Consider the following 17002-nt stretch of genomic DNA (forward strand, 5'->3'; position numbering starts at 1 on the left):
AGCATTTAATATAGAACGTCCGAGATGGCCCCTCTAGTCTTCTCGTTCCTGACGAACGCTTCTCTAGGAAAGGAGAACGAGCATGAACGAGTTGGCACAGCGGGCCAGGCCCGCTTGGGGGGCAGTCGTTTCGATGGCCCTCGGGGTGTTCGGGCTGGTAACGGCGGAATTCCTGCCCGCCAGCCTGCTCACGCCCATGGCGGCGGACCTGGGCGTGACCGAGGGCATGGCGGGCCAGGCGGTAACGGTCACCGCCGCGGTCGCGCTGCTGACCAGCCTGCTGATTTCCACCGTCACCCGGCGTATCGACCGGCGCCATGTCCTGCTGGGCTTCTCGATGCTGCTGGTGGCCTCGAACCTGCTGGTGGCTTTTGCCCCCAACCTGACGATCCTGCTCCTCGGGCGCGTGCTGCTGGGGCTGGCCCTGGGCGGGTTCTGGACCATGTCGATCGCCACCATGATGCGCCTGGTGCCCGAGGACCTGGTGCCGCGGGGGCTTTCGATCATGTTCAGCGGGGTTTCCGCGGCGACCATCGCCGCGGCACCACTGGGCAGCTACTTCGGCGATCTACTCGGTTGGCGCGACGTGTTCCGCATGGCAGCGCTGCTGGGGCTACTGGCGCTGGTGGTGCAGTTCATGACCCTACCGCGCCTGGCGCCGACTGGCCAGACGCGCCTGCGCACCCTGTTCGACGTGCTGATGCGGCCGCGAATCGGCCTGGGCATGCTGGCCGCGGCCCTGGTCTTCACCGGCCACTTCGCCTTCTTCACCTATATTCGCCCGTTCCTCGAGACCGTGACCGGTGTCGGCGTGACCGGTGTGGCCACCATCCTGCTGGGCTTCGGTGTGGCCAACTTCGTGGGTAACTACCTGGGCGGCTGGATGGTCGAACGCAGCCTGCGCCTGACCATGATCGCGATGCCGCTGATGATGGGTACGCTCGGGGTGGCGCTGGTAGTGCTGGAAAGCACACCGGCCACCGATGCCGCGCTGGTGGCGATGTGGGGGCTGGCCTTCGGCGCCATTCCCGTCGCCTGGTCGACCTGGCTCACCCGTACGGTGCCCGACGAGGCCGAAAGTGCCAGCGGCCTACTGGTGGCGGCCATCAACCTGGCGATCGCTACCGGTGCCGCCGTGGGCGGCCTCATCTTCGACCTGGGCGGCGCCCTCAACGTGTTCGCCGTCAGCGGCGCCGTGCTGCTGCTGGCCGCGCTGATGATCCTGATGGGCATCCGCACGCGGCCACTGGCCACGGCGTGAATCGCGCAGGCCCGCCGGCGCGGGCCTGCCTGCTTGCCATCACCGATCACCGTTAGCGCAGTGACATGTGAATGGGCTTACACGGCCAGGCGCACGGCTTCCTCGGCATGGATGGCGGTGGTGTCGTAGAGCGGCACCGGGGTATGGGCTTGCTGCACCAGTAGCGCGATCTCCGTGCAACCCAGGATCACCGCCTCGGCGCCGCGGGCGTGCAGCGACGCGATGATCTCGAGGTAGTGCTGCCGCGATGCGTCGCGGACCTGGCCGAGACACAGCTCGGAGTAGATCACCCGGTGCACGAGGGCCTGTTCCTGCGCGTTGGGCACGATGACGTCGATGCCGTAGCCGGCGGCGATTCTGCCCTTGTAGAAGTCCTGCTCCATGGTGAAGCGGGTGCCGAGCAGGCCGACGCGACGAATGCCGTCGCCGGCCAGGCGCTGTGCCGTGGCGTCGGCAATATGCAGCAGGGGAATGGAGATCGCCGCCTCGATCTCGGGCGCGACCTTGTGCATGGTGTTGGTGCAGATCAACAGGAAGTCGGCGCCACCGGCTTCCACGCTGCGAGCGGCTCGGCTCAGGATCTCGGCGGTGGCGTCCCAGTCGCCGGCGTGCTGCAGCCGTTCGATCTCGGCGAAATCCACGCTGTACAGGCAGAGCTTCGCCGAGTGCAGCCCGCCCAGGGCGGCTTTCACGCCTTCGTTGAGTGCGTGGTAGTAGCTGGCGGTGGACTCCCAGCTCATGCCGCCGAGCAGGCCAATGGTCTTCATGGCGATTCCGTGCTCCTCATCATTCCTCGATTTCCCAGACAGGGTTCCAGGCCACTTCCCACAGATGGCCGTCGGGGTCCTGGAAGTAACCGGCATAGCCGCCCCAGAAGGTCTCGTGGGCGGGCTTGGTGATCGTGGCGCCGGCGCTTGTCGCCTGCTCCATGACGCCATCGACCTCTTCCCGGGAGGCGACATTGTGTGCCAGGGTGAACTCGGTCGCGCTCGGTGCACCCATCGTCAGGTTCGCGTCATTGGCGATACAGCGACGCGGCCAGAGCCCGAGCTTCAGCCCGCCCTGCAGTTCGAAGAACGCCACGGCACCGTCGCCTTCCTCGAACTCCTCGCCGACGATGCCGGGCGTTTCCAGACCGAGGCCATCGCGATAGAAGCGCAGCGCGCGCTCCAGGTCGTCGACGCCCAACGTGATCAGCGTGATACGCGGTTGCATGCGGTGCTACCCCCGTTCGTGGCAAATCATCCCCGGGCAAACCCCGGTGAGGTGGCATTCAGGGTAGATCAAGTTGTCGCCGCGGGCAGTGCTCGGGGCGTGCGTTCACGACCCGTACTCGTCGTGGCGACGGTTCCACGCATACGGCGGCGTCTGGGGCCAGCCCGCGGGCGAGTCCTCCCAGGTCTCCTGGCGACCGTAGGGGGTCAGGTCCAGGTAGGTCCAGTGGCTGCCCAGGTATTCGACGCCGCGTTTGCCGGTGAAGTAGGTGCGGAAGATCCGTTCGCCGTCGCGCAGGAAGACGCTGACCCCGTGTCGTTCGCCGCGGTCGGTGTCCGGGGCGCAGCAGTCCTGGCTCGTCACGCCCATGTCGAGGTTGAAGTCGCTGCCCAGGGAGGAGACCCAGGGCAAATGCCGCCAGCCCATGCGCGCCCGGTAGCGCTCGAGCTGTTCCAGGGGGGCGCGCGAGACCAGCACCAGCGAGGTGTCGCGGGCGTGCAGGTGGGCGGGATGGCTCATGGCGTCGACGACCCAGGAGCAGCCGTCGCAGCCGGCCTCCCAGTCGGGGCCGAACATGAAGTGATAAACAATCAGCTGGCGACGCCCTTCGAACAGGTCGAGGAGACTCGCGGTGCCCGCCGGCCCCTCGAAGGTGTACGCCTTCGTCACCTCGACCATCGGCAGCCGGCGGCGCTCGGCGTTCAACCGGTCGCGTTCGCGGGTCAGCGCCTTTTCCCTGGCGATCTGTTGCTCTAATGCGGCCTGCCACTCGTCCATCGAGACGATGGGGGGCAGGGGCGTGCGGGAATCGTTCACTGCTGGTTCCTCCCGTGACGTGGCAGTCGTCGATCAATCCTTCGATTCACACCACTGTCTCAGCATGTCCAGGGTGACCCCCCAGGCATAGTTGCAGAAGCCCAGAAACTCGCTGTCTTCATTCCAGCCGGCGTGCCGGAAGTTCAGCACCGTCATTGGCTGGCCCGCGTTGTCCATGCCCAGCCAGTGGCCGGGGCTGGGTAGGGTGGCGAGTTCGAAGACGATGCGGGTGCCCGTCCAGGCGGAGGCGGGACTGGACGCCGGGTGAGTGCTGATGATCTCCCACTCGATCCGCCGGTGGGGCGTGCGCTCCAGGACCTTCATCTGCACGTCGCCATGGGCCGGCCCCGGGCTGTGGGACAACACCAGGCCCTCATCCGTCTCGCTGGTGGTGTGAGGCGCCCACCACTGGCCGAGACCTTCCGCGCTGGACAGTGCCGCGTACACCTTCTCCACCGGTGCATCTATCCATACCTGATGATGAAGCGTCGCCATGGTGTGCCTCCGTTCAGGTCAGGTTGAGCTGCCACGATACGCCGAAGCGGTCGTTGAGCCAGGTGAAGCGGGTGCTGAACCCGTAGTCGTCGGGCGGCACCAGCACCTTGGCCTCCTCGGCGGTCCCACTCTCGGCGGTCTCATCGAACATCAGGTGCGTCGTGACGTGATGTGCCATCGGTACTCCTCCTCCATGCGTTCGAACAACGGCCAGAAGGGCGGCGGCGTGCGGCCCTCCAGCACCTCGACCAGAATGGCGAGATGGGTATGCCAGCCGCCGGCCACGTCGACCAGGGTATCGACATCGCCCAGCCGGCGATGGGTCAGCACCAGCCGCACCCGGTTGCCTTCCTCGCTGAGCTCGAAGGTCACCTCGGACGGGCCCTCGCGACCGCCACCCCAGGTCATCACCAGCACATGGGGCGGCTCGAAGCGGCGAATCTCGTGCTGGGTGGTACAGCCACCCTCGAAGTGACGGAGGCGATCCGGTGCGGGTGCCCGTTGCGGTGAGAGGCCGGCGTGGTCGAAATGCAGGGCGAAGGCGCTGCCCAGCCGAGGCGCCATGCTGCCGGTGGCGAGCCACCGGGCGCGCTTGTCGGATTCGGTTAGATAGGCCCAGACCCGCTCGATGGGGCCGGGCAGCAGGCGCTCGAAGCGGATGCTGTCCGGCGCGAACAGCTGGCCGTGCTGCGACTGGCTGGCCAGGCCCCGGGCCATGCCTTCCAGCATCATGCCCCAGCCCTGCCGGGTGAGATCGGCATACTCGGCGAAGTCGGCTTCCATGCGATGGGTGATGGTGAGACGGGATCCCGTTTCCACGGGGGCGATATCGATCGTCACCAGATCCTCGCCATCCACGCCGTCGACGCACCAACTGAAGACCAGTCGCCTGGGCCGCTCGAGCTCGACATAGGTGCCCCAGTGCCGGGCGAGTTCGTCGCCGCGCTGTTGGTCGAGACGGAAGGTGCCACCCACGCGCGGGTCGATCTCGACGCGCACCATCTCGCCGAGCCCGGGGGCGAACCAGTGCCTGACCATCGCCGGGTCGAGCCAGGCGTCGAAGAGCCGCTCGGGGGACGCGGCGAAATCCCGGCTGATGCTGACCGAGATATGGTTATCGTCCGTCATGATGATCTCCTTCGCTGCCATCCTCGGCGTTCAGGGCCTCCTCCAGCGCATCGAGGCGCTGGCCCCAGAAGCGCTCGTAGAAGTGCAGCCATTCGTCGGCCGCGGCGAGCGGGTCCGGATTGAGTCGGCAGAGGTGGGCCCGACCCTCCACGCGGCGGCGGATCAATCCCGCCTGTTCCAGCACGCGCACATGCTTGGAGGCGGCCGCGAGCGACATCGAGAAGGGCGAGGCCAGCTCGCCGATCCTGCGCTCGCCCGAGGCGAGGCGCTTGAGCATTGCCCGTCGGGTCGGGTCGGCCAAGGCATGGAAGACCCGATCCAGGACGATCGTCTGTTGTTCAACCATATGGTTTAGATAGATCGCCGGCGAAGGTTTGTCAACCGTCTGGTTGAGCATTGGGTGGTCATCTACGCGTGGAAGGGGGTGTCAGGCCTGGAGGCCTAGGCGGCGTCGAGCTGTTGGGCCCGCAACCAGGCGATCTCCTCGGCCCAGATCGCCGGCTCGATGGTCTCCAGCACCATGGGGATGTCGTCGATGCGCGGGTCGCGCATGAGGGTGGTGAAGGCGTCCAGCCCGATGTTGCCCTGGCCCAGGCTGTGGTGGCGGTCGACGCGGCTGGCGAATTCGCTCTTGGCATCGTTGAGGTGCATGCCGCGTAGATACTCGAAGCCGACCACGGCATCGAATTCGTCCAGCGTCGCGGTACAGGCCTCCGGCGTGCGCAGGTCGTAGCCGGCGGCGAAGGCGTGGCAGGTGTCGATGCACACCCCGACCCGCGACCTGTCGTCGACCTGGTCGATGATCTCGGCGAGGTGCTCGAAGCGCCAGCCCAGGTTGGTGCCCTGGCCGGCGGTGTTCTCGATCACCGCCGTGACGCCCCGGGTCTCGGAGAGCACATGGTTGATCGAGTCGGCGATGCGGGTCAGGCACTCGCTTTCGCTGATCTTCTTCAGGTGGCTGCCGGGGTGGAAGTTGAGCAGGGTGAGCCCGAGCTGTTCGCAGCGCTGGAATTCGTCGAGAAAGGCCGCGCGGGACTTCTCGAGCCCGGCGGCATCCGGGTGGCCGAGGTTGATCAGGTAGCTGTCGTGGGGAAGGATCTGCCCCGGGCCGAAGCCGTGCTCGCGGCAGGCCGCGTGGAAGGCGTCGATGGCCTCGTCGGTCAGCGGCTTGGCGTGCCACTGGCGCTGGTTCTTGGTGAACAGCGCAAAGGCGTCGGCGCCGATCTCCACGGCGCGCAGCACGGCCTGATCGGGGCCTCCGGCGGCACTGACGTGGGCTCCGAGATATTTCATGCGGCGTTTCCTTCCATCACGGCTCAAGGGTGGGCTTACGATAGCACCGTGGCGGGGCGCCATCAGCCCGTCCGGCGATGTCGATCGACCTCCTCGTGGGATGTGGCCTCGTGGCCCGCTATGCTGGAGTGGCTAGATGGTGTCTCCTGGTTCATAAGCACAGTGCAAGTAAGTGCCGACCGGGGCGGCCAAGAGAACCCCCAAAAGCATGACAACTCCTCGTGCCTTCGCGGTATCGCGACAAGTGAGGGCTCGCTCCCGCGGTGATGAAGTGTAACCAGAGGCAGACATGATGGTAGTCGACGAAAAGCCATACGGAAAAAACATCTGGGTGGGAATGCTGTTGATGGCGGCGCTGATTACCCTGGCCACGAGCGAGGCCTGGGCCAATGCGGAGCCATATGTGGCCACGCCCGACGGCGATGGTGTGCAACGTATCCGCCTCGTCGGTGGCAGTTATTTCTTCGAGCCCGAGCATATTCAGGTCAAGGTGGGCGTCCCGGTGGAACTGGTGGTGAGCCGGGAGCGCGGCCTTGCGCCGCATGACCTGGTGATCCAGTCGGAGGCGTTGGGGCTCGATATCGAAGAGGAACTGGAGCGTGAGGAGAAGGTCATCCGCTTTACCCCCCAGGTACCGGGTCGGGTGGTCTTCCATTGCGGGAAAAAGCTGCCGTTCCTGCCCAGCCACCGCAACAGAGGAATGTCCGGTGTGCTGGAGGTGGTGGAGTGAGCCGATTGCCGGCGGCTGTGCTTCCGGGCCTCCCGGAGGATCGAGCGGGGGCGCACCTCCAGTTTCAGGGTAGGCCCCGGAAGCACAACCTGCCGAGAGATCACATCTCGCTCATATGGATGAACAGCTTCTCCCGGGGCCAGCGCACCTTCTCGAGGCCGGCGTGCCGGTCGGCTTCGCCGTCACGATAGCCCAGCGCCATCAGCACGACGCTGCGCAGGTTCTGCTCCCTGAGCCCGAGCAGGTCATCCAGTCCTGCCGGGTCGAAGCCCTCCATGGGCGAGGCGTCCACGCGCTCCGCGGCCGCCGCGGCCAGCGCCGTTCCCAGGGCCAGGTAGGCCTGCTTGGCCGCCCACTGGAATTTCTCGTGGGCCGATGCGAAGCCGCCGACGGCCCCCTTGATGGTGCTCCCGTATGCCGCCAGGTCGTCCGGATGCTGGCCGCGTGTCTCGGCGGTGAGCCGGATCAGATCGTCGACGTGGGCCTCCTCGACGGGATCCCAGGCGGCGAACACCAGCAGGTGCGAGGACTGGGTGATTTGCGGCTGGTCGAAGGCCACCGGGCTGATCCGCTCGCGCAGCGCCCGGTCCTCTATCACCAGCACGGAGTAGGGCTGCAGGCCGTAGGAGGAGGGCGCCAGGCGCACCGCCTCCAGGATCCGGTCGACCTGCATCCGGGGCACTCGCTGGCCGTTCATGCGTTTGGTGGCGTAGCGCCAGTTGAGGGCTTCGATGAGACTCATGATGACTCCTTGTCGGGGAAACGTGACGCCATCAGGTGGTCCTGGCGCCACTCGGGACGGACGCGGCGCGGGCGCCGCGATGGAAGAGCACGGTGCCGAACGCCACCAGCAGCGCGGCCAGGCCCAGGTTGGGGGGCGGGGCCTCGCCGAGTGCCAGCACCGCGATCAGCGTGCCGACCAGCGCCGCCACCGTGCCGATCTGGCTCAGGTAGACGGGGCCGGCGAGTTTCTGCAGCACGAAGTAGAAGAGGTAGAGCACCGAGAACACGGCGACTTCCACCAGCAGCAGCTGCAGAGCGGCCCCGGTGGTGAACAGCGCCAGGGACTGGCCGGGCTCGAGCAGCAGCACGAAGGGCAGCAGCGTCACGGCGCCGCCGAACATCATCAGCGCCGCCAGGAACACCGGCGCGGTGCCGACGGGCCAGCGCAGCGTGCGGTAGATGTTGCCGAATGCGATCACCAGCGGCATGGCCAGCACCAGTAGGACCCACCCCTGGGCACCGCCTGCGCCGCCGGCCTTGGCCGCGGCCAGCACCAGCCCGCCCGAGAGCCCCAGCAGCACGCCCAGCAGCCGCAGGGCACGCAGGCGCTCCAGGCTCAGCCAGACGGCCAGCAGCCAGGTGACGAGGATCGGGAAGGCGAAGCTGAGCGAGATGAAGCCCGCGCCGACATGGCGTACCGCGAGGAAGGCCAGCGCATTGGGCACGGCGAACAGCGCCCCGGCCACGGCGGCGTACTCCAGGGTACGGCGGTTGAGCGCCATGGACCGACGTTGCAGCGCCCCGATGGTGCCCAGCACGATCCCGGCCCCGGCCATGGCCGTCATCAGGAAGGTCAGCCGCGGCGCCCCGGCGCCGTCCGCCAACTTGGCCACCACCAGTGACAGCGCCAGGAAGGTGCCGACCAGCAGCAGGCAGCCCAGGGCGTAGAGCCCGGCCCGATCCGTATCCTTGCGCGACAGCGTTGCGTTCGACATCATCCATCCTCCCGTTGCTCGGCGGAAAGTATCTTCTCGCCAAGCATCTTATCATCAAGATAAAAATATCTTAGCATCGAGATAAATGGTTGGCAATGAACAGAGTGAAATCGGCGATCGCCCAGTGGCAACGCGAGTTGCCCAGCCTCGACCTGCTCCCGATGGAGGTGGTCGGCTACCTGAAGACCAGCCAGTTGATCACCCGGAACCAGTTGGAGGCCTTCTTCAAGGCCCATGGCCTGCAACTGGGTGAGTTCGACGTGCTGGCCACCCTGCGCCGCGCCGGTGCGCCCTATGCGCTGACGCCGACCCAATTGTTCGGCACCCTGATGGTCTCGTCCGGGGGCATGACCAACCGGCTGGATCGCCTGGAGCGGGCGGGGCTGATCGTGCGCACCCCCAACCCCGAGGACCGTCGCGGCACCCTGGTCTCGCTGACGGAGCAGGGGCTGGAGATGATGAACCGGCTCGTCCCGCTGCATGTCGAGAACGAGGCGCGCCTGCTCTCCGCCCTCAGTCGGGAAGAGCAGGAGACGCTGGGTCGGCTGCTCGGCAAGCTGCTCGACGGCCTGGAAGTGGAATAGCGGCCGAGCCGCGGCGGGGGTCGATCGCAATTGTCGAGGCTGTGTCATGGGGTAGGGCTCCTGGCGGGAGTTCGCCAGGAGCCTAAGTTCTCAAGGTAACGTGAGGTCAAGCAGGCGGTAAGGGCCCTGCTGGGCCTTGCGTAGCGCCCGGCACTCCTCGAGGGCCTTGAGTGCATCGACCTGCAGCGGCAGGCGCGATGCCCACAGGATGTCGTCGCGGTGATGGCCCATGTCCTCGAGGATATGGTCGTCGTGGGCGAGCAGCGGCAGGAAGCGTTGCCGGAACTGCCGCCGGCGGCGGTAGACGTGCCACCAGTGCTCGACGGCAGTGATCAGCCCGAGGGGTGGCATGGCCGGCATATAGAAGTCCGGTGCTGGCGGTGGCGCCGGCTTGTCGGCAACGACTCTCGGGCGGCGAATCGGTTCGTACTGGCTCATCTCGCACCTCCATCCAGGCGGCCGCCAGGCGGGCGGCTGCCGGTATCTGCTTGCGGGTGGGTGGAGGGTCGCGACCTCTGGGGGACAGCATGGTCCCGGTCTTTTGATCAATCAAACGAAAAGGACTACATTGACCTTTAAGAATTTCTGAAAGGTTTCGGCCATGACACAGATGTCCTTACCGACCGGTGGGGTGGCACTGCCGCTGCTGGATACCGACGTGCTGCGCACCTTCGTGACGATCGCCGAGAGCGGCAGCTTCACCCGCGCCGCTCGGCAGGTGTTCCGCACGCCGTCGGCCCTGAGCATGCAGATCAAGCGCCTGGAAGAGACCCTCGGCCAGCCGCTGTTCGTACGTGAGGCGCGCCAGGTACGGCTCACGCCGGAGGGCGAGGTGCTGCTGGGCTACGGGCGTCGGCTGCTCAAGCTCAACGAGGAGGCGGTGACCCAGTTCCTGGCGCCGTCGCTGGAGGGACGGGTGGGCATCGGGACCACCGATGACGTCGGCACGCGCATCCTGCCCGGCGTACTGGCGCGGTTCGCCCGCTCGCACCCGGCGGTCCAGGTCGACGTGGTGGTGGGCAGCAGCGCGGGGATGCTGGCGCGTCTGGATGCCGGCGAGCTCGACCTGGTGCTGGTCACTTCCGGCAACCCGGGGCAGGCAGTGCGTGGCGAGATCGTGCACAGCGAGCCGCTGGTGTGGGCTGGGCGCGAAGGCGGGATCGCCGCCCAGCGCTCGCCGCTGCCGGTGGCGTTGGCCCACCATGGCTGTGCCTGGCGGGGGATGGCCCTCGACGCCCTCGACCGTGCCGGAGTGAGCTACCGCATCGCCTACACCTGCGAACACTGCGCCGGGCAGGAGGCCGCCATGCTCGCCGACCTGGCGGTCTCCCCCTTCCCGCTGGCCCTGATCCGGCCGCCGCTGCGCCGGATCGACAAGAACCTGCTGCCGCCCCTCGGCGACTACCAGCTGGAGCTGGTGAAACGGGGCGGCGCGGGCCAGGCCAGCGAGGCCCTGGTGGGGTATGTGACCGAGGCGTTCGGCGACATGCACGGCTAAGTTGCCGTGCATGTCGCAGCGAGGCGGGCCCTCAGTGCGCCCCGCCGATGGGTAGGTCGGGGCACGTCTGCTCGGGCTCGCGGGGAATGGTCAGGCCCTGGCCGTTCTCGCCCTCGGGGGCGTTGAGGAAGGTCGCCACCACCACGGCGACCTCGTCCTCGCTGGGGTTGAAGGCGCTGTGGATGTTGTCGAAGCCCGGATCGATGAACAGCTCGCCCGCGGCATAGGGGCGTTCCACGCAGTCGTCGACATAGACGTAGACCAGCTCGCCCTGGGCGACGGTGGCAAGCACCGGCCCAGGGTGGCTGTGCCACGGGAAGGCCGCCCCCGGCTGGATGGTGATCCGGGCGGTGGCGACCCGTCCGGTCTCGGGCACCTCGAGGTCCTGCCGGTCGCGACCCTCCACGGCGAGGCCGATCCGGATGCCGACCTCGTCGGTGATCGCGCCGCGCGGGGTCAGTTCCTCCACGACGATGGGCCGCGGGTCGTCGGCCAACGCCAGGACCGGCATGGCCAGTGCCACCACGCCAACGCTCAGCGCGGCGAGGGGGAGGGCCAGGGAAGGGATGGTATGGGATTTCATCGCGGTTCTCCTGCGTCACGCCGGGTCGGCCGGCGGGATGTTGTGGTTGTGGCGGAACAGGTTGTCCGGGTCGTAGCGCGCCTTGAGGCGGGCGAGCCGCGCGTAGTTCTCGCCGTAGGTCGCCCGGACCCGGTCGTGTCCCTCCTCCATCATGAAGTTCACGTAGGCGCCGCCGGCCGAGCTGGGGTGCAGCGCCTCCCAGTAGCGCACGACCCAGTCGCGCACGCGGTCGGCATTGGCCGGGTCGGGGTCGATACCCACGATCACCGCGCTCCAGGTCGCCTCGCGGTAGTGGAAGGCCGTCTCGTCTCGGCCCACCCGGTGGGCGGCCCCGTCTATGGGGTACAGGTGCATGGTGGAGAGCGGCGTGGGCACCTCGGCGAAGCGCTCGTGGACGGCGATGGCCTCGTCGGTGATCTCGGTGAAGAAATCGCCCCGCCAGTAGGAGTGCAGCCCCGGGGGGTAGAGGGGGTCGAAGACCGATTGGAGGGCCGGGAAGGGCACCTCGTGGATGCCGTCCAGCAGCGGCGAGCCGAACTCACGCACCGGGGCGAGGGCGGCGTCGGCGTCTTCGCGGTCGCCGCTGTAGACCCAGACGATGCCGCAGACGTGGCGGCCGTGCAGGGCCTCCGGGAAGGGCGGCGCCGGCGGCACGGTGCCGACCATGAAGAAGCCGTAAAGCTCCTCCGGCGCCGATGGCAGGAAGTCGCGGTACCAGCGCAGCACCGCTCCGGTGTCGGCCAGGTCGTACAGGACCGGGCCGGCCATCACGTGGTGCACCGGATGGCAGCGGAAATGGAATGCGGTCACCACGCCGAAGTTGCCCCCGCCGCCGCGCAGTGCCCAGAACAGGTCGGGGTGTGTCTCGGCGCTGGCGGTCACGAAGCGGCCGTCGGCCAGCACCACATCGGCGGCCAGCAGGTTGTCGATCGTCAGCCCGTAGTGGCGGGTGAGGTAGCCGCTCCCGCCGCCCAGGGAGAGCCCTCCGACACCGCTCGTGGAGATGATACCGAAGGGCGTCGCGAGTCCGAAGGCGTGGGTCGCGTGGTCGACGTCGCCCAGGGTGCAGCCGCCCTCGGCGGTGACCGTGCGGGCGGCCGGGTCGACCCGCACGCCGTGCATGGCCGACAGGTCGATCACCAGGCCGCCGTCGCACAAGGCCAGGCCGCTGGCGCTGTGCCCGCCGCCGCGCACGGCCAGCCGCACGCCGTGCTCGTGCGCCGTGCGTACCGCCGTCATCACGTCGGCGACGTCGGCACAGCGCACGATGGCGCCGGGTTGGCGGTCGATCATGCCGTTCCATACGGCGCGGGCGGCGTCGTAGCCCTCCTGGCCGGGGTGGAGCAGCCTGCCGCGCAGGCCGCCCCGCAGCGCCTCGAGCGCCGCCTGTGAAAGCTCACCACTGAGTGCCATGACGGGTCCTCCTCGGGTTGGTGGATGGGTGGCCGATCAATGGCTCGAGCATACGCAGCGCGGCGTTTGCCGAGCGTTCGTGAAGCGTTCGTCGGACGCAATGGCGCACGGCGCGTGCCATCGATCGGGGGTGCCCGGTGCGTGTCAGGGACGGAGGCGGGTGAGCAGGGCGTCGGCGGCGGCGAGTTCGGCGGGGTTGCAGCCGGCCGCGCGTGGCCGCAATGGGCCCAGCAGGTGACTGGCCTCGGCGAGCCGCCCGGCCGCGACCCACCGGCGGGCGAGGTCGATGGCGGCGCGCAGCTGCAGGGCCAGGGCGTCCTGTTCGGTAGCGATGGCCAGCGCTCGTTCGAGGCGGGCCTCGGCCTCGGGGATGTCCCGGAGGGTGGCGTCGAGGCGCCAGAGTTCCGCCAGCCACCAGCGGTCGCCGTGCTGCTCCGCCCAGGCCCGGGCCTCGGCGAGGACCCGGCTCGCCTCGTCGGCGCGCTCGGTCTCGATGAGGACCTCGGCGAGCAGGGCGAGCCAGAACGGCATGCGTGTGCCCGCGTGCTGCCGTTGCAGGCGTTCGGTGCCCTGGCGGATGAGGGCCTCGCCCGCTGCGCCCCCGGCCAGCCGCCCCGCCAGGATCCGCCCCCACTCTCCGTAGTAGGCGAAGCCGTGGCGTGCACAGAGTTGCCGCACCGTGGCGGCGTGCGAGTCGGTACGCTCGCGGTCGCCGAGCAGGTGGTGGGTGATCGCCGCATAGGCGTGGGCGATCGTCTCCTCGAAGGGGTGGGCGGTCTCTTTGGCCAGGCGCAGGGCGGACTCGGCGGTGGCCGCCGCTTCCGCCGACTGCCCTACCAGCCAGTGGGCATGTGCCCGTGCGCCGCGGATCAGCACGCCGGCGCGGAAGCCGAAGAGGTTCACGTCGCCGACCTCTTCCTGCTCGAGACGGTCGAAGGTGTCCAGCGCCTCGGCGTGCCGACCGAGCCCGAACAGTGGCAGGGACAACGCCTGGAGGCGCCAGCCGGCGCGATCCAGGGCCCCGGCGGGGCGCGTCGCCAGCCGTTCGGCCAGCGCCGCGGCGTCGTGCATGCGCCCCTGGACGAACAGGTGCCAGCACAGGGCCGACTCGCCGCACGACCGCGCCAGTGTCTCGCCGAGCCGCTCGCCGAGCGCCACGCTGCGCTCGATCATCGTGCCCGCCCGGGGGACGGCGTAGCCGTGCAGGGCGACCAGCGGCGGCACCATCGCCTGGCACAGCGCCAGTTCGCGCCGGGCCCGCGTCGCGTCGTCCGGCTGGGTGGCCAGCAACTCCAGCGCCCGGTCGTAGTGGCCGACGGCGTCCTCGAGGGCGAACACCGCGGTCGCGGCCTCCGCGGCCAGGGCGTGGTAGTGGATCGCCCGCTCGGGCTGGCCGCCGCGTTCGAACTGCTCGGCGGTCTGCGCCGCTACGGCCGCGCGATCGTCGGTGTGGCAGCGTTCGAGGGCGATGGCGATGCGTCGGTGCAGCAGGCGACGGTGGGGGGGCGTGAGTCGCCGGTAAGCGGCATCGCGAAGCAGGTCGTGGGCGAAGTCGTAGGTGGTGGCCGACTGTTCGCACAGCAGTCGCCGCTGCCACAGCTCGTCGACGGCGTCCCTCAGGGTGGTGTCGTCGAGGTCGCTGGCGGCGGCGAGCAGTTCGAGGGAGAAGTCCCGCCCGAGGGCGGCGGCCAACCCGATCAATTCCTCCGCCGCGGGGCCGAGTCGGGCGAGCCGGCCGTCCAGAATCGCCTCGATCCGCGACGGCCGTGTTCCGCCCTGGCGCAGCGACTCGACGACGAACAGCGGGAAGCCGCCGGTACGGGCCTGCAGTCGGCGGGCGGCTGCGGCGTCGAGCGGCGCATCGTGCAGGGCGGCGGCGAGTCGGGCGGTCTGCCGGGCGCTCAGGGGGGCGAGCTCGAGCGTCTGCAGCGCCCCTTGTGCCTGCAGCCGCCGGCAAGCAGCGACGAGCTCGAGGTTGTCGTCGAACTCCTCGCTGCGCAGGGTGGCGACCAGCAGCAGCGGGGCGCTTGGCTCCAGGTGGAGCAGCAGCTCGAGCCAGGCGAGGGTCTCCCTGTCACACCACTGCAGGTCATCGAGCACCAGTAGTGTCGGCGTGCCGGCGGACAGCACCGCACGGGCCAGGCCTTCGAAGAACTGGCGGCGCTGCCAGGCATCGGCCAGCGGCGCCGGCCGGGCGGGCACGAGGCGCCCGACCTCGGCCCGCCACGTCGCCTCCAGCCGCTCGATACCCGGTCGCAGCGCCACGCCGCGCAGCCATTCGGCCACCGGAGCCAGTGCCAGCCGGGCCCGGGAGGAAAAGCAGCGTGCCTGGGCGACTACCTTGCCGTGGTGCTGGATGGGGTGGGCGAGCTCCGCCGCCAGGCGCGTCTTGCCCACCCCCGCCTCGCCGGCAATGACGACCAGCCGGGGTCCCTCGGCCACTCTGGCCCAGGCGGCCTCGAGGGTCGCCAGCTCGGCGCGCCGGCCGATCAGCGGCGGCGCCTGGCGCAGTGCCGGTGGCACCGCCAGCGTCGGTTCGGCGGGCGTGGACAGCGCCTCGTAGAGCGCGACGGTCGCCGAGGAGGGTTCGACCCCCAGGGTGCGCTCGAGCACCGCGGCGCAGCGCTGGCCGGTGTGCAGGGCCGCCGCTCGGTCGCCGGCGCGCGCCTGCAGCGCCATGAGCGCGCGATAGCCGGACTCCTCGAGCGGTTCGAGCTCCACCCGACGCCGTGCATGGCCCATCGCCGCCTGCAGCTGACCCGCCTCGGCGAGAGCGGCAGCCAGCCGGTCGAGCAGGTCGACACAGGTACCGCGCAGGCGCTCGCGGGCGTCGAGCACCCAGTCGTCATAGCAGGAGGGCAGCAGGTCGCCGCCGTAGGCGCGCACGGCCCGTTCGGCGGCGGCCAGGAAGGCGCTGTCGTCGTCGGCGACCCGGGCCTCATCCGCGGCGTGTCGAAAGGCGACGAGGTCGATGCGGCAGGGCGCGTCGTCACGCCAGCACAGGGTGCGGGGGCCAACGGCGAGGTAGCGCTCGGGCTCGGGCAGGGCGGCGCGCAACTGGTGCAGCTCGCGGCGCAGGTTAGTGCGGGCCTGGGCCTCGCTCGAGTCGGGCCAGAACACCCCGGCGACGTGTTGGCGGGGCTGCGGCGCTCCGGCGTGCATCACCAGGTACGCCAGCAGTCCCAGGGTGCGCAGCGACCGCAGCGCCTCGACCGACACCCCGTCGGCGATGACCTGCTGCTCACCCAGAAGCCGGATCTCCAACATGGCCCGCCTCGCATCGACGAGAGCAATCCCTGCGGCATGATTCCAAAGGCCACCGGCCCTGCGCGGCGGCAGGGGGCGACACCTTCGCCCCGTCAGTATATTCGCCCCGTCAGTATAATAGTGGGCCGGGCGCAGGGAGCCGACCTACAGGCGCCGGGCGCGCCGCGGGCGACCTCCCAGGAGAAGCCCGCCACGGCCAGCACGGCGAAGGTAGTGGGCGCGCATCCCGGTATCCCCGGCTAGGATGGGCTGGGAGATCAACCGACAGTATTCGACCGGACCCAATCATGCTTACACTCCATCACTGCGTCAGCGCGCGCTCGTTTCGCCCCCTGTGGATGTTCGAGGAGCTGGGGTTGCCCTATGAACTCGTGATGCATCCCTTTCCCCCACGCGTGCACGACGAGGCCTTCCTGGCGATCAACCCGCTCGGCACGGTGCCGGCGCTGTTCGATGGCGAGGTACAGATGACCGAGTCCGCGGCCATCTGCCAGTACCTCGCCTCGCGTCGCCCCGAGGCGAGGCTTGGGGTGAGGGCGGATGAGCCGGGCTATGCCGACTACCTCAACTTCCTGCACTTCGGCGAGGCCACCCTGACCTTTCCCCAGACCCTGGTGCTGCGCTACGGGCACTTCGAGCCGCCCGAGCGCCGCCAGCCCCAGGTCGTCGAGGATTATTCCAGGTGGTTCCTCTCCCGGCTGCGCACCCTCGAGCCGCGTCTGGCGCGCGAGCCCTTCCTCTGCGCCGGCCGCTTCACCGCCGCCGACGTCTCGGTGGGCTATGCGCTGCTGCTGGCGAGCCATATCGGCCTGGAGGAACGCTTCAAGCCCGCCGCGGCCGACTACTGGCGGCGGCTGCAGGCGCGGGAGGCCTTCCTGCGCGCTCTGGCCGCCCAGCACGAGGCGGCTCTGGCGCAGGGCGTCTCGCCGAAGCCGGCGATGGAAGCGGGAGGGGGGGGATAGGAGGCATTGAGGAATAGGCACCCGATGGCAGTCCGCCAT

At 69.1% G+C, this 17002-nt stretch carries 19 protein-coding genes; 5 read left to right on the plus strand and 14 right to left on the minus strand.

The window, feature by feature from the left end; all coding sequences use genetic code 11:
- Positions 1–82: 82 nt before the first annotated feature.
- Positions 83–1261 (plus strand): MFS transporter, encoded by a 1179-nt coding sequence (locus tag C1H66_RS13245; RefSeq protein WP_102628355.1) that lies wholly within the window; start codon positions 83–85, stop codon positions 1259–1261.
- A 77-nt stretch (positions 1262–1338) separates the two neighbouring features.
- Here C1H66_RS13245 and C1H66_RS13250 read toward each other — a convergent pair whose 3' ends face one another.
- The 8 genes from C1H66_RS13250 to nfo form a co-directional block, all read right to left on the minus strand.
- A complete protein-coding gene (locus C1H66_RS13250) occupies positions 1339–2028 on the minus strand; it encodes an aspartate/glutamate racemase family protein (RefSeq protein ID WP_102628356.1) in 690 nt (229 codons plus the stop codon).
- Between the two features lie 19 nt (positions 2029–2047).
- On the minus strand, positions 2048–2476 hold the full coding sequence (locus C1H66_RS13255) for a VOC family protein (protein ID WP_102628357.1): 429 nt from the start codon (positions 2474–2476) through the stop codon (positions 2048–2050).
- A 105-nt stretch (positions 2477–2581) separates the two neighbouring features.
- Positions 2582–3292, minus strand: a complete 711-nt coding sequence (locus C1H66_RS13260) for a DUF899 domain-containing protein (RefSeq protein ID WP_240618311.1) — start codon at positions 3290–3292, stop codon at positions 2582–2584.
- A 33-nt stretch (positions 3293–3325) separates the two neighbouring features.
- Positions 3326–3787 carry an SRPBCC family protein gene (locus C1H66_RS13265; RefSeq protein ID WP_102628358.1) on the minus strand — a complete coding sequence of 154 codons (462 nt, stop codon included), beginning with the start codon at positions 3785–3787 and terminating at the stop codon, positions 3326–3328.
- A gap of 13 nt (positions 3788–3800) precedes the next feature.
- Positions 3801–3965: a VOC family protein gene (locus C1H66_RS13270; protein ID WP_240618312.1), complete on the minus strand. Its 165-nt coding sequence runs from the start codon at positions 3963–3965 to the stop codon at positions 3801–3803.
- On the minus strand, positions 3938–4915 hold the full coding sequence (locus C1H66_RS22910) for an SRPBCC domain-containing protein (protein WP_170064150.1): 978 nt from the start codon (positions 4913–4915) through the stop codon (positions 3938–3940). Before C1H66_RS22910 ends, C1H66_RS13270 begins: the two co-directional genes overlap by 28 nt.
- Positions 4902–5312 carry an ArsR/SmtB family transcription factor gene (locus tag C1H66_RS13280; protein WP_240618313.1) on the minus strand — a complete coding sequence of 137 codons (411 nt, stop codon included), beginning with the start codon at positions 5310–5312 and terminating at the stop codon, positions 4902–4904. The genes C1H66_RS22910 and C1H66_RS13280 overlap by 14 nt, the downstream gene beginning before the upstream one ends.
- Before the next feature lie 44 nt (positions 5313–5356).
- The gene (nfo, locus tag C1H66_RS13285) at positions 5357–6208 is read right to left on the minus strand and encodes a deoxyribonuclease IV (protein ID WP_102628359.1); all 852 of its coding nucleotides are present in this window, start codon (positions 6206–6208) and stop codon (positions 5357–5359) included.
- Positions 6209–6497: 289 nt separating this feature from the next.
- Here nfo and C1H66_RS13290 point away from each other — a divergent pair, with 289 nt between their 5' ends.
- Entirely contained in the window at positions 6498–6938 is a 441-nt protein-coding gene (locus C1H66_RS13290) for a cupredoxin domain-containing protein (protein ID WP_205738664.1), read from the plus strand.
- A 100-nt stretch (positions 6939–7038) separates the two neighbouring features.
- On the opposite strand, the gene C1H66_RS13295 is transcribed toward C1H66_RS13290, so the two are convergent.
- Both C1H66_RS13295 and C1H66_RS13300 read right to left on the minus strand, forming a co-directional pair.
- Positions 7039–7680 carry a nitroreductase family protein gene (locus C1H66_RS13295; RefSeq protein ID WP_181423397.1) on the minus strand — a complete coding sequence of 214 codons (642 nt, stop codon included), beginning with the start codon at positions 7678–7680 and terminating at the stop codon, positions 7039–7041.
- Between the two features lie 31 nt (positions 7681–7711).
- Positions 7712–8656, minus strand: a complete 945-nt coding sequence (locus C1H66_RS13300; RefSeq protein ID WP_102628416.1) for a DMT family transporter — start codon at positions 8654–8656, stop codon at positions 7712–7714.
- A gap of 95 nt (positions 8657–8751) precedes the next feature.
- Between C1H66_RS13300 and C1H66_RS13305 the strand changes: the two genes are divergently transcribed.
- Positions 8752–9240, plus strand: coding sequence for a MarR family winged helix-turn-helix transcriptional regulator (locus C1H66_RS13305; protein ID WP_102628360.1), 489 nt, complete (start codon positions 8752–8754; stop codon positions 9238–9240).
- A 90-nt stretch (positions 9241–9330) separates the two neighbouring features.
- Here the strand turns inward: C1H66_RS13305 and C1H66_RS13310 are convergent, their stop codons facing one another.
- Complete coding sequence (locus tag C1H66_RS13310) at positions 9331–9678, minus strand: hypothetical protein (RefSeq protein WP_102628361.1); 348 nt, start codon at positions 9676–9678, stop codon at positions 9331–9333.
- Between the two features lie 163 nt (positions 9679–9841).
- Here C1H66_RS13310 and C1H66_RS13315 point away from each other — a divergent pair, with 163 nt between their 5' ends.
- Positions 9842–10738 carry a LysR substrate-binding domain-containing protein gene (locus tag C1H66_RS13315; RefSeq protein WP_102628362.1) on the plus strand — a complete coding sequence of 299 codons (897 nt, stop codon included), beginning with the start codon at positions 9842–9844 and terminating at the stop codon, positions 10736–10738.
- Between the two features lie 31 nt (positions 10739–10769).
- Here C1H66_RS13315 and C1H66_RS13320 read toward each other — a convergent pair whose 3' ends face one another.
- The 3 genes from C1H66_RS13320 to C1H66_RS13330 form a co-directional block, all read right to left on the minus strand.
- The gene (locus C1H66_RS13320) at positions 10770–11321 is read right to left on the minus strand and encodes a cupin domain-containing protein (RefSeq protein WP_102628363.1); all 552 of its coding nucleotides are present in this window, start codon (positions 11319–11321) and stop codon (positions 10770–10772) included.
- A gap of 15 nt (positions 11322–11336) precedes the next feature.
- Positions 11337–12734, minus strand: coding sequence for an FAD-binding oxidoreductase (locus C1H66_RS13325; RefSeq protein ID WP_102628364.1), 1398 nt, complete (start codon positions 12732–12734; stop codon positions 11337–11339).
- A gap of 144 nt (positions 12735–12878) precedes the next feature.
- Positions 12879–16001, minus strand: coding sequence for an ATP-binding protein (locus C1H66_RS13330; protein WP_102628365.1), 3123 nt, complete (start codon positions 15999–16001; stop codon positions 12879–12881).
- A gap of 287 nt (positions 16002–16288) precedes the next feature.
- On the opposite strand from C1H66_RS13330, the gene C1H66_RS13335 reads away from it, so the two are divergent.
- The gene (locus tag C1H66_RS13335) at positions 16289–16963 is read left to right on the plus strand and encodes a glutathione S-transferase family protein (protein ID WP_102628366.1); all 675 of its coding nucleotides are present in this window, start codon (positions 16289–16291) and stop codon (positions 16961–16963) included.
- Positions 16964–17002 lie beyond the last annotated feature (39 nt).

Source organism: Halomonas heilongjiangensis, assembly GCF_002879645.1.
In the GTDB taxonomy this organism is placed as follows: Bacteria; Pseudomonadota; Gammaproteobacteria; order Pseudomonadales; family Halomonadaceae; genus Halomonas; species Halomonas heilongjiangensis.

Coding starts and splice junctions, on each gene's coding strand:
- C1H66_RS22910 (WP_170064150.1), bottom strand. CDS start 4,915: ATGACGGACGATAACCATATCTCGGTCAGCATCAGCCGGGATTTCGCC.
- C1H66_RS13330 (WP_102628365.1), bottom strand. CDS start 16,001: ATGTTGGAGATCCGGCTTCTGGGTGAGCAGCAGGTCATCGCCGACGGG.
- C1H66_RS13265 (WP_102628358.1), bottom strand. CDS start 3,787: ATGGCGACGCTTCATCATCAGGTATGGATAGATGCACCGGTGGAGAAG.
- C1H66_RS13320 (WP_102628363.1), bottom strand. CDS start 11,321: ATGAAATCCCATACCATCCCTTCCCTGGCCCTCCCCCTCGCCGCGCTG.
- C1H66_RS13295 (WP_181423397.1), bottom strand. CDS start 7,680: ATGAGTCTCATCGAAGCCCTCAACTGGCGCTACGCCACCAAACGCATG.
- C1H66_RS13325 (WP_102628364.1), bottom strand. CDS start 12,734: ATGGCACTCAGTGGTGAGCTTTCACAGGCGGCGCTCGAGGCGCTGCGG.
- C1H66_RS13310 (WP_102628361.1), bottom strand. CDS start 9,678: ATGAGCCAGTACGAACCGATTCGCCGCCCGAGAGTCGTTGCCGACAAG.
- C1H66_RS13335 (WP_102628366.1), top strand. CDS start 16,289: ATGCTTACACTCCATCACTGCGTCAGCGCGCGCTCGTTTCGCCCCCTG.
- C1H66_RS13300 (WP_102628416.1), bottom strand. CDS start 8,656: ATGTCGAACGCAACGCTGTCGCGCAAGGATACGGATCGGGCCGGGCTC.
- C1H66_RS13270 (WP_240618312.1), bottom strand. CDS start 3,965: ATGGCACATCACGTCACGACGCACCTGATGTTCGATGAGACCGCCGAG.
- C1H66_RS13250 (WP_102628356.1), bottom strand. CDS start 2,028: ATGAAGACCATTGGCCTGCTCGGCGGCATGAGCTGGGAGTCCACCGCC.
- C1H66_RS13280 (WP_240618313.1), bottom strand. CDS start 5,312: ATGCTCAACCAGACGGTTGACAAACCTTCGCCGGCGATCTATCTAAAC.
- nfo (WP_102628359.1), bottom strand. CDS start 6,208: ATGAAATATCTCGGAGCCCACGTCAGTGCCGCCGGAGGCCCCGATCAG.
- C1H66_RS13305 (WP_102628360.1), top strand. CDS start 8,752: ATGAACAGAGTGAAATCGGCGATCGCCCAGTGGCAACGCGAGTTGCCC.
- C1H66_RS13290 (WP_205738664.1), top strand. CDS start 6,498: ATGATGGTAGTCGACGAAAAGCCATACGGAAAAAACATCTGGGTGGGA.
- C1H66_RS13315 (WP_102628362.1), top strand. CDS start 9,842: ATGACACAGATGTCCTTACCGACCGGTGGGGTGGCACTGCCGCTGCTG.
- C1H66_RS13255 (WP_102628357.1), bottom strand. CDS start 2,476: ATGCAACCGCGTATCACGCTGATCACGTTGGGCGTCGACGACCTGGAG.
- C1H66_RS13245 (WP_102628355.1), top strand. CDS start 83: ATGAACGAGTTGGCACAGCGGGCCAGGCCCGCTTGGGGGGCAGTCGTT.